This window comes from Roseitalea sp. (genome assembly GCF_984466335.1).
Genome location: NZ_CFIFWG010000073.1, coordinates 5,365 through 14,250, shown reverse-complemented (window position 1 = coordinate 14,250; position 8,886 = coordinate 5,365). Strand labels below are relative to the sequence as shown.

Sequence of the window (8,886 nt, the reverse complement as noted above, 5' to 3'; positions counted from 1 at the left end):
ACGACATCCAGGGAACCGATCTGAAGGCCCTCGATCATGTCTCTTTCGCCGCCCAACTGGCCCGCCGGCGCCTCGGTGCCGGTAAACTCTCCACCGGATGCCTCTTCAAGCGCTGCGATGAATGCCTCGGCACCGACGCTATAGTGCGAATCCGGAGACAGGGTATGCCCGACGACCACGGATTGCTGTGCCTGGGCGGCTGCCGTGGCGCCGAACAGGGCAGCTGCAGCGGCCAGGGTGACCAGGGTATGTTTCATAAATTCCTCCCGAAGAGTGGTTTCATGTGGTGTTCTGGCCAGCATCGTGGCGCAGGATTTGCCGCGGCTATTGCGCGGCAGCTTGGAGGGCTGGTGGGCCCGCCTCTTCCTCAAGGTAAATGTCGATGATCTCCCTGAAGGTCTTTTCGGCCCGGAAGCCGAGATCATTTGCCCGCCTCGTGTCGAAATCGCGCGGCCATTTGCCCAATATGCCTTCGATCACGGGATCGGGTTCGTCGCGGATGAGCGCAACGGCAGCTTCGCCGGCGACATCACGAAGAGCGTCGATCTGATCCTGCACCGTGGCGGTGACACCGGGCATGGTCAGGCAGCGTTGAGACCCGAGGAGCGCCGTATCCATTGTTGCGGCATGTTCGATGTAGCCGACCGCGGACCGAGGGCTGGCGAACCAGTGACGCAGTTCTCGGCTGACCGGCAGCACAGCCTCTTTGCCGTTCAAAGGTTCCCGCAGGATACTGGAATAGAAACCGGAAGCTGCCTTGTTCGGCTTGCCGGGACGGATGCAGATCGTCGGAAACCGGATGCCGATCCCATCGAGGAAGCCGCGGCGGGAATAGTCGTTCAGCAGCAACTCGCCCATCGCCTTTTGCGTACCGTAGCTTGTCAACGGGGTCACTTGGCAGTCATCGGGAATCCTGTCGGGGAAAGGAGGGCCGAAGACGGCAAGAGACGACGCGAAAATGACGCGTGGCGTGTAGCCCTCGATGGCTGCGATGGCCTCGAAGAGAGCCCGCGTCCCATCAAGGTTGACCCGATAACCCTTTTTGAGGTCGGCTTCCGCTTCGCCAGAGACCACCGCCGCCAGATGCACGATCATATCGGGCCGTTCGGCGATCAGCTTTGAAGCGTTTGCGTCTTGCGACAGATCCGCAACGACGGACGCGCGCGCCCCCTTAAAGGTCTGTGCGGCGTCAGGCGCTATCACATCCACCAGCGTCAACGCGCCGACATTGCGGCCGCCGATCTGGCTGGTTTCAGCAATCTTTTCAGAAAGTTTGCGGCCAATCATGCCCGCAGCGCCGGTGATCAAAAGCTTCATCGGGCCACCTTTTCCACTGTCGCGCCGAGCAATGCGCGCGTGGTGTCATAGATGCGTCGCTCATGAACGCCGAACGCCTGTGTGAGCGTTTCAGCATTTCCCGATTGCAGCGCGGTCAAAATAACGCGGTGATCGGCAATGCTGCGCGCGATCGCGCCTGGCTGCGCGACAACGCGGCGCCGATGATCGAGGAAATATGAGTAAAGGGTGGCGGCCAGATCAGAAAACACGGCGTTCCCGCAAGCCCTGTAGATCACGGTGTGAAACTCCCGGTCAGCGATCAGATATCTGACCGGATCGTCCAGTGTTTTCTCTTGCGTTTCAATAAGACCGGCAAGGCGCTCCAGGATCGCCGCATCGATGCGGTCGACAACCAGTCTGCACACTCGCGCCTCGACCATCAGCCGGGCCTCGTGAACGTCATCAAGCGTGTAATCCCTGACCCGGTCATGGGCCAGGGCCGACATGCCAAGGTCCCCCACATCGGCGGAGATCACCTTGGTCCGCGCGCCTTGCAGGATCGACACGATCCCCCGCGTTGACAAAATCAGCAACGCCCCCCGAATGCTCTCGCGGCTGACCCCCATGGCGGAGGCAAGCTCGCGTTCGCTTGGCAGGCTGTCACCGACGGAAAGAACGCCGGAGGCGATGAGCGTCGCGAAACGTTCAGCGACAGCATCCTTCACAGAATGATGCGGAATCTTTGCAAGGCCTGCCGTTTCCGAGGCCAGCAATAACGATTTGTCCATTTGCCTCCCCATATCCAGCGCCGCTTGCCGCCAGATATTGGCCTATTGGTCCGGTTATTAGACCTCAGGACCAAATGAGTCAAACGTTTGGAGCATCGGCCTGGGCAGCATCAACGCCCGGCCAAGCCAGCCATACGCGGTGCATTTGTCGCACGTCCATCATTTGAAGCGCTTGACGAGTTTGAGGACTTCGAGGCGGATATGGGCGCGCGTCCGCAGGGTGCGCGTCAGGGGCTGATTCCTAGGGGGTGTCCCGTGAACCCCGATTCACGCGCAATGCTCCAACTCTTTGATTTTGAGCATGCTCTTATCCGAAAACCGCATACACTTTTCGGGAGCCCCCACAGGCCCTGCGGATTGATGGACAGGGTTTTCCGCCGCGGCGAGAAACACACCGCGGCGCGATCCGACGATCGCGCGAGGCTTTTGACGACGCCGGCGGCGGAAAAGACGTCCAAGCCGGAGGCCGGCAACCGATTGAGGTCGCGTAAGGGCCGCAAATCGCTCTAGAGACTGAAGTGGTCGCCAAGGTAAAGACGGCGCACATCCGCATTGGCGATGATCTCGTCGGGGCGGCCCTGGGTGAGCACGCGGCCCGCGTGGATGATGTAGGCGCGATCGATCAGGCCGAGGGTCTCGCGCACATTGTGGTCGGTGATCAGAACCCCGATGCCGCGCCGGGTCAGATGGCGCACCAGCCCCTGAATGTCGGAGACGGCGATCGGGTCGACGCCGGCGAACGGCTCGTCGAGCAGCATGAAGGCGGGATCGGAGGCGAGCGCCCGCGCGATCTCGCAGCGACGCCGTTCGCCGCCCGACAGCGCGATCGACGGCGCCTTGCGCAGATGGGCGATCGAGAACTCGTCGAGCAGGGCATCGAGCCTGCGGGCCCGCTCGCGCGCGTCCTTCTCCACCACCTCCAGGATCGCCATGACGTTCTGCTCGACCGTGAGACCCCGAAAGATCGACGCCTCCTGCGGCAGGTAGCCGATCCCCAGGCGGGCGCGCTGATACATGGGCATGGCGGTGACGTCGTGGCCGTCGATCAGGATCTGGCCGGCGTCGACCGGCACCAGCCCCGTCACCATGTAAAAGCAGGTCGTCTTGCCCGCGCCGTTGGGGCCCAGAAGGCCGACGGCCTCGCCCGCCCGCACGCCCATCGAGGCGCCGTCGACCACCTTGCGGCCGCGATAGCTCTTGGTCAGGCCGCGCGCGATGAGCGTGCCGGTCAGGTCGCGCCCCGCCATGCCCGCCTGTCCGTTCGCCGGCGCGCGCGCGCCGCCTTCGGACCCCGAGGCGCGCGCCCGGCCCGTCACCGCGCCAATCCCTCGACGGTCTTGCGGGTCAACGGTCTTGCGGTTGGATGAGGATGGTCGGCCGCGACGTCCGGTCCGCACACCCTTCAAGCCGCGACCAGTTGGCGCGCATATCCACCGTCAAGCGGCAGCCTGTCGCCACATTGCCGTCCTCGGACAGGGTGACGCGGCGCCCCGACAGGGTCAGCACCTGGCCGCTCATGTCGTAGGTGCCGGCCTCGCCCGTGGCGACCCGGTTGCCCGCCTGGATGTTGACGCCGCCGCTCGCTTCGAGCCGTTCGATCCGCGAGCCGACGGTCGCCGCGCCGCCCTCGTCGCGCGCATAGTGGATGACGAGCCTGCCCGTCCGCAGCACCGTCTCGCCCTGAACGATGCGCACATTGCCCTCGAAGATCGCAAGACCCCGGTCCTCCAGGACTTCGAGCCGGTCGCCGTCGACCTGCACCGGCCCCTCGCCCGACAGGCTGAAACCGTCGCCCGAAAGCTGCGCACGGGCCGCCGAAACCGGGGCCAGCGCCAGAAGCAGGCAAGCAAGCGCCGCAAGGGACGGGACGCCGGGGCGCGGGCGGCAAGGGTGCATGTGGATCACTCCGTTTCGGCGCGGGCTGCGATGGCGGAGGGCTCTATCACCACCGACACGTCGTTTTCAAACACCAGGCGCCGTCCGGAGTCCTCCACCGCAAGGCTGCCGGCGACGATGCGCGTGCCAGGACGGCTGACCCGGACCTTCTGGCGGGTGACGAACGTGCCCGCGTCCAGATCGATCCGGGCGCCCGAGAAGTGCGCGCGCACGCCGTCCGTCGTCTCAAGGGAAGCGTTTTCGCCCAGCGTCAGCAGGCTGGCGCTCGGATCGAACACTCCGGTGTCGGCGCTGAGGAACGCTGTGGACCCGTCTTCGAGTTCCATGTCGGCGTTCAGCATGCGCAAGGTGAGCGGGTCCTCGCCGATCGCCTGCGTGGCCGACCGGGCGGCGACCCGGTAGGCGCGCCGGTCGGGCGTAAAGCCATCGAGGCGCGGATCGGCGATGACCAGCTTGCCGTCGACGATCGCGCTGGCGGCCAGATCGACCTGGGCGCCCGGCAGCATCAGCCGCGAGACGGCCATGACGACCGCAACGCCCGCCAGCGCCGCGGCGGCAAGGACCGGCACGAGCCGGCGCAAAAGGCGCACGCGGGCCGAATGGCGCGCCGCCCGGGCGAACCGCCCGGTCTTTTGCGTTTCGGCCGACCCTTGCGATGCGGCTGACATCGGCGTTCCCTTGTCCATGCTCCGGCGCGCGGCCGATCGGACGGCTTCATCGTGCCGCGCCATGCTTGCGGCAGGCTGGATTGCGCTGCCGCCGCACTTAGATTTCCATTGTGGTCGTTTTTGGATGTGATAGTCGGCCCGAACGGAGTTGATCACCCATGGAACCTTTGCGGGCGGACGATATCATAGACCGGCAGCGGCTGCGCCGAAAACTCACCTTCTGGCGGGCGGCGGCCATTGTCATAGCGCTTGCGGTCCTGATCGGTCTGGGCGCCGCGTTCGGTGGCGATCGGTTCGGCGACCGCGGCCAGCCGCACGTCGCGCGCATCGAGATATCAGGCACGATCACCGGCGACGACCGAACGCTGGCGCTGATCGAGCGCGTGCGCAAGAACAGCCGTGTCGAGGGCGTGATCGTGACGATCGATTCGCCCGGCGGCACGACGGCGGGAAGCGAGGCGGTCTACGAAGCGCTGCGGCGGCTCGCCGGCGAAAAGCCGACCGTCGCCCAGGTCGACACGCTCGCCGCCTCGGGCGGCTACATGGTCGCCGTCGCCGCCGACCATATCGTTGCCCGGCAATCGTCGATCATCGGCTCGATCGGCGTGATCGTCCAGTATCCGAACTTCAAGGGGCTGCTCGACGACTGGGGCGTCGACGTGCGGGCGATCAAATCGACGCCGCTCAAGGCGGAACCGTCCTTCTTCGGCGAGCCGCCCGCAGGCGCCGAGGACATGCTGCGGGCGCTGGTGCTCGACAGTTTCGACTGGTTCAAGGGGCTGGTCGCCGAACGGCGCGGCTTCGACGATGCGACGATCGACCGGCTGGCGGACGGCTCGGTCTATTCGGGCCGCGTCGGTCTGGAGAACGGCCTGGTCGACGCGCTCGGGGGCCGGGAGACCGCGCGCGCCTGGCTGACCGAGCAGGGCGTCGACGCCGATCTCGAAACGATCAGGTGGGAGCGGCGCCAGGAACGCGGCGCCCTGTTGCCGCTGACCGCGATCGCGGCCAGGATCGCGGCCGGCCTGGGGCTTGCGTCGCCGGGCGGCGCGGTCGCGGACGCGCTGGAACAAAGGCTTTTCCTTGACGGCCTGATTTCGCTTTGGCACGCTGACGGCCTGTTGCCGCCGGGCACCCGAAACCCCTGACAGCGAGCGCCGACCGCGACCATGATAAAGTCCGAACTCGTCCAGATCATCGCGAACCGCAATCCGCATCTCTACCAGCGGGACGTCGAGAACATCGTCAACGCCGTGCTCGACGAGATCAGCGGGACGCTGGCCGAGGGCAACCGTGTCGAACTGCGCGGCTTCGGCGCCTTTTCGGTCAAGAACCGTCCGGCGCGCGAGGGGCGCAACCCGCGCACGGGCGAAAAGGTCATGGTCGAGGAGAAGTGGGTGCCCTTCTTCAAGACCGGCAAGGAATTGCGGAACCGCCTGAACGGGATTAAGTAGAGGGCGCACCAACCGAAAACGGTCGAGCCGCCCATGATGCGCCGCATCTTCAACGTGCTGATCCTCATTCCGCTGGCCATCGTGCTGATCGCCCTGACGGTCGCGAACCGCACGGTCGTGCCGTTGTCGATCGACGTCTTCAATCCGGGCAATCCGGCCCTGACCTATCAGGCGCCGCTGTTCGTCTGGCTGTTCGGCGCGACGGCGATCGGCGTCGTCTGCGGCGGCGCGGGAGCCTGGCTGGCCCAGGGCAAGCACCGCCGTCAGGAACGCAGCCTGAAGAGGGAAACCCGCAAGCTGCGCGACGAGGTCGAGCAGACCAAGCGCAAGGCGGACGCGGACGCCAGGGCCGGCACCGCGCTCGCCCTGTCGCGCTGATGCGGATCATCTCGGCCGACGATGTCGATGCGGCGCTCGATTTTCCGGCGCTGACCGATGCGCTGGCCGAAGCGTTCCGGGGCGGCGTGCACGCCCCGCCCCGCCACCACCACACCATCGCGAACGACGGCGCCGCCGACCAGACGCTGCTGCTCATGCCGGCCTGGAACGACAGGCACATCGCGGTCAAGCTGGTCGGGGTGACGCCCGACAACGGCGAACGCGGCCTGCCGGCGGTCACGGCCTCGGTGATCGTGATGGACAAGGCGACGGGCGCGCAGGTCGCGCTGATCGACGGGGGGCGCCTGACCTTGTGGAGGACGGCGGCGGCATCGGCGCTCGCGGCGCGGCACCTGGCGCCCGCCGAGCCCGACACGCTGCTGATGGTCGGCGCCGGCGCGCTCGCCCCCTTTCTCGTGCGCGCCCATCTGAGCGTCAGGTCCTATCGGCATATCCTCGTATGGAACCGCACGCAGCGGGGCGCGGACCGGCTGGCGCAGAAGCTGCGCGGCGACGGACACGGGGCCGAGGCAGTGGCGACGGAAAGCCTCGACGCCGCCGTCGGCACGGCCGACGTCATCAGTTGCGCGACGCTGTCGACCGAGCCGCTGATCAAGGGCGACCGGCTCACGCCGGGCACGCATATCGATCTCGTCGGCGCGTTCACCCCGCATATGCGCGAGAGCGACGATGCGTGCGCGCAGCGGGCGAGCCTGTTCGTCGACACCTATGCCGGCGCGCTGCACGAGGGCGGCGATCTGGTGCAGCCGCTCAATGCCGGCCTGATCGAGCGCAGCCATGTGCGCGCCGAGATGATGGAGCTGGTCAGCGGCGATCATCCGGGCCGGACCTCGCACGAGGAGATCACGCTCTTCAAGTCGACCGGTGCCTCGCTTGAGGATCTGGCGGCCGCCGCGCTGGTCGCTGCGCGCTGCGGCCTGTGAGCGCGCCGGCGCGCCCTTCACAAGGGCGACCAAAGCGGCCATATCCGGCCCGATGAACAAGCCCAGCGCCCCCAAGGGCCGCGCCAAGCGGCCACCGGCCGGCCGACGCGCCGCACAGGCGCGGCAGGGCGCGCCGCGCGCCGATCAGCCCGGTTTCAAGCCCAGACCCAGGCACGGGCAGCAGGCGGCCAACGCGGCCGGGGCGGCGCGGCCTTCGCGCGAACGCCCGTCCGGCGACCGCCCCGCCGAGACGATCCCGCTGATCCTGGAAACGGCGGCCGACGGCGACTACGCGCTGCTCGACACCGGCGACGGGCTCAAGCTCGAACGCTATGGCGGCCTGACCCTGATCCGGCCCGAGCGGCAGGCGATCTGGGGCCGCGCCCTGCCGGCCGCCGACTGGGACCGGGCCGATGCCGTCTTCACCGGCGACACGGACGAGGAGGGGATGGGCCGCTGGCGCCTTGCGCGCGGCGGGCGCGACGAGACCTGGCCGATGGCGTTCGACGGGGTGTCCTATCTGGGCCGGTTCACATCGTTCCGCCATGTGGGCGTTTTCGCCGAGCAGGCCGCCCACTGGCGCGCGATGCGCAAGGCCGTCGAAGAGGCGGGCCGGCCGGTCCGTGTGCTCAACCTGTTCGGCTACACCGGCCTCGCCTCGCTCGTGGCCGCCGCCGCGGGCGCCCGCGTCACCCATGTCGACGCCTCTAAGAAGGCGATCGGCTGGGCGCGCGAGAACCAGGCCCATGCCGGCCTCGAAGACAGGCCGATCCGCTGGATCTGCGAGGATGCGATGAAGTTCGTCGCCCGCGAGGGCCGGCGCGGCAACCGCTACGACATCATCCTCGCCGACCCGCCCGCCTACGGGCGCGGACCGGCGGGCGAGGTCTGGCAGCTCTTCGAGCACCTGCCGGACATGTTGGCGGGCTGCCGGGCCATCCTCTCCGACAGGCCGGTCATGGTGGTGCTGACGGCCTATGCGATCCGCGCCTCGATGTTCGCGGTCCACGAGGCGATGATGGAGGCGATGACCGGCTTCGTGCCCGCCGGCCGGGTCGAATCGGGCGAACTGATCATCCGCGAGCAGTCGGCGGGCCGGGCCCTGTCGACCTCCATGTTCAGCCGCTGGACGCCGGAGCCCGCATCATGAGCCGGACGATCGCCGCGCCCGGCCGCGTCAAGGAGATTGCGAGCGCCGCCAACCCGATCATCAAGGATATCAGGCTGCTCGACAGGAAGCGGCACCGGGAGCAGACCGACAGCTTCCTCGCCGAGGGAATGAAGCTGATCATCGAGGCGCTGGACGCCGGCTGGCGGCTGAAGACGCTGATCCACGCCGCCTCGGCCAAGGGCAACGACGCGGTCGCCGCCCTCGCCGCGCGCGCGGTGGCGCGCGGCGCCGACGTCGTCGTCGTGCCCGAGCGCCTGCTCGGCCAGATCACGCGCCGCGACAATCCGCAGATGGTCGCAGGCGTGCTCG

11 protein-coding genes and 1 pseudogene are annotated in these 8,886 nt (G+C 67.5%); 6 read left to right on the top strand and 6 right to left on the bottom strand.

Annotation, left to right across the window (positions count from 1 at the left end; all coding sequences use genetic code 11):
* The 6 genes and pseudogenes from AC5E6L_RS08470 to AC5E6L_RS08445 form a co-directional block, all read right to left on the bottom strand.
* Window positions 1–257, bottom strand: a pseudogene (locus AC5E6L_RS08470) (C4-dicarboxylate ABC transporter substrate-binding protein); the annotation flags it as partial.
* Window positions 258–324: 67 nt separating this feature from the next.
* Window positions 325–1,317 carry a D-erythronate dehydrogenase gene (gene denD / locus AC5E6L_RS08465; RefSeq protein ID WP_491772609.1) on the bottom strand — a complete coding sequence of 331 codons (993 nt, stop codon included), beginning with the start codon at window positions 1,315–1,317 and terminating at the stop codon, window positions 325–327.
* Entirely contained in the window at window positions 1,314–2,066 is a 753-nt protein-coding gene (locus AC5E6L_RS08460) for a FadR/GntR family transcriptional regulator (protein WP_491772607.1), read from the bottom strand. The genes denD and AC5E6L_RS08460 overlap by 4 nt, the downstream gene beginning before the upstream one ends.
* Before the next feature lie 506 nt (window positions 2,067–2,572).
* Window positions 2,573–3,313 (bottom strand): LPS export ABC transporter ATP-binding protein, encoded by a 741-nt coding sequence (lptB, locus tag AC5E6L_RS08455; protein WP_491230814.1) that lies wholly within the window; start codon window positions 3,311–3,313, stop codon window positions 2,573–2,575.
* 97 nt (window positions 3,314–3,410) lie between these two features.
* Window positions 3,411–3,962, bottom strand: coding sequence for an LptA/OstA family protein (locus tag AC5E6L_RS08450; protein WP_491772605.1), 552 nt, complete (start codon window positions 3,960–3,962; stop codon window positions 3,411–3,413).
* Between the two features lie 5 nt (window positions 3,963–3,967).
* The gene (locus tag AC5E6L_RS08445; protein WP_491772603.1) at window positions 3,968–4,630 is read right to left on the bottom strand and encodes a hypothetical protein; all 663 of its coding nucleotides are present in this window, start codon (window positions 4,628–4,630) and stop codon (window positions 3,968–3,970) included.
* A gap of 158 nt (window positions 4,631–4,788) precedes the next feature.
* Between AC5E6L_RS08445 and sppA the strand changes: the two genes are divergently transcribed.
* The 6 genes from sppA to AC5E6L_RS08415 all read left to right on the top strand — a co-directional run.
* Entirely contained in the window at window positions 4,789–5,778 is a 990-nt protein-coding gene (sppA, locus tag AC5E6L_RS08440; protein WP_491772601.1) for a signal peptide peptidase SppA, read from the top strand.
* A 21-nt stretch (window positions 5,779–5,799) separates the two neighbouring features.
* Complete coding sequence (locus tag AC5E6L_RS08435) at window positions 5,800–6,084, top strand: integration host factor subunit beta (protein ID WP_131615361.1); 285 nt, start codon at window positions 5,800–5,802, stop codon at window positions 6,082–6,084.
* Between the two features lie 33 nt (window positions 6,085–6,117).
* Window positions 6,118–6,462 carry a lipopolysaccharide assembly protein LapA domain-containing protein gene (locus AC5E6L_RS08430; RefSeq protein WP_491772599.1) on the top strand — a complete coding sequence of 115 codons (345 nt, stop codon included), beginning with the start codon at window positions 6,118–6,120 and terminating at the stop codon, window positions 6,460–6,462.
* On the top strand, window positions 6,462–7,406 hold the full coding sequence (lhpI, locus tag AC5E6L_RS08425) for a bifunctional Delta(1)-pyrroline-2-carboxylate/Delta(1)-piperideine-2-carboxylate reductase (RefSeq protein ID WP_491772597.1): 945 nt from the start codon (window positions 6,462–6,464) through the stop codon (window positions 7,404–7,406). The genes AC5E6L_RS08430 and lhpI overlap by 1 nt, the downstream gene beginning before the upstream one ends.
* Window positions 7,407–7,458: 52 nt before the next feature.
* A complete protein-coding gene (locus tag AC5E6L_RS08420) occupies window positions 7,459–8,556 on the top strand; it encodes a class I SAM-dependent methyltransferase (RefSeq protein ID WP_491772595.1) in 1,098 nt (365 codons plus the stop codon).
* On the top strand, window positions 8,553–8,886 hold a 334-nt coding region (locus AC5E6L_RS08415; RefSeq protein WP_491772593.1), incomplete at its 3' end, for an RNA methyltransferase substrate-binding domain-containing protein. The genes AC5E6L_RS08420 and AC5E6L_RS08415, both read left to right, overlap by 4 nt.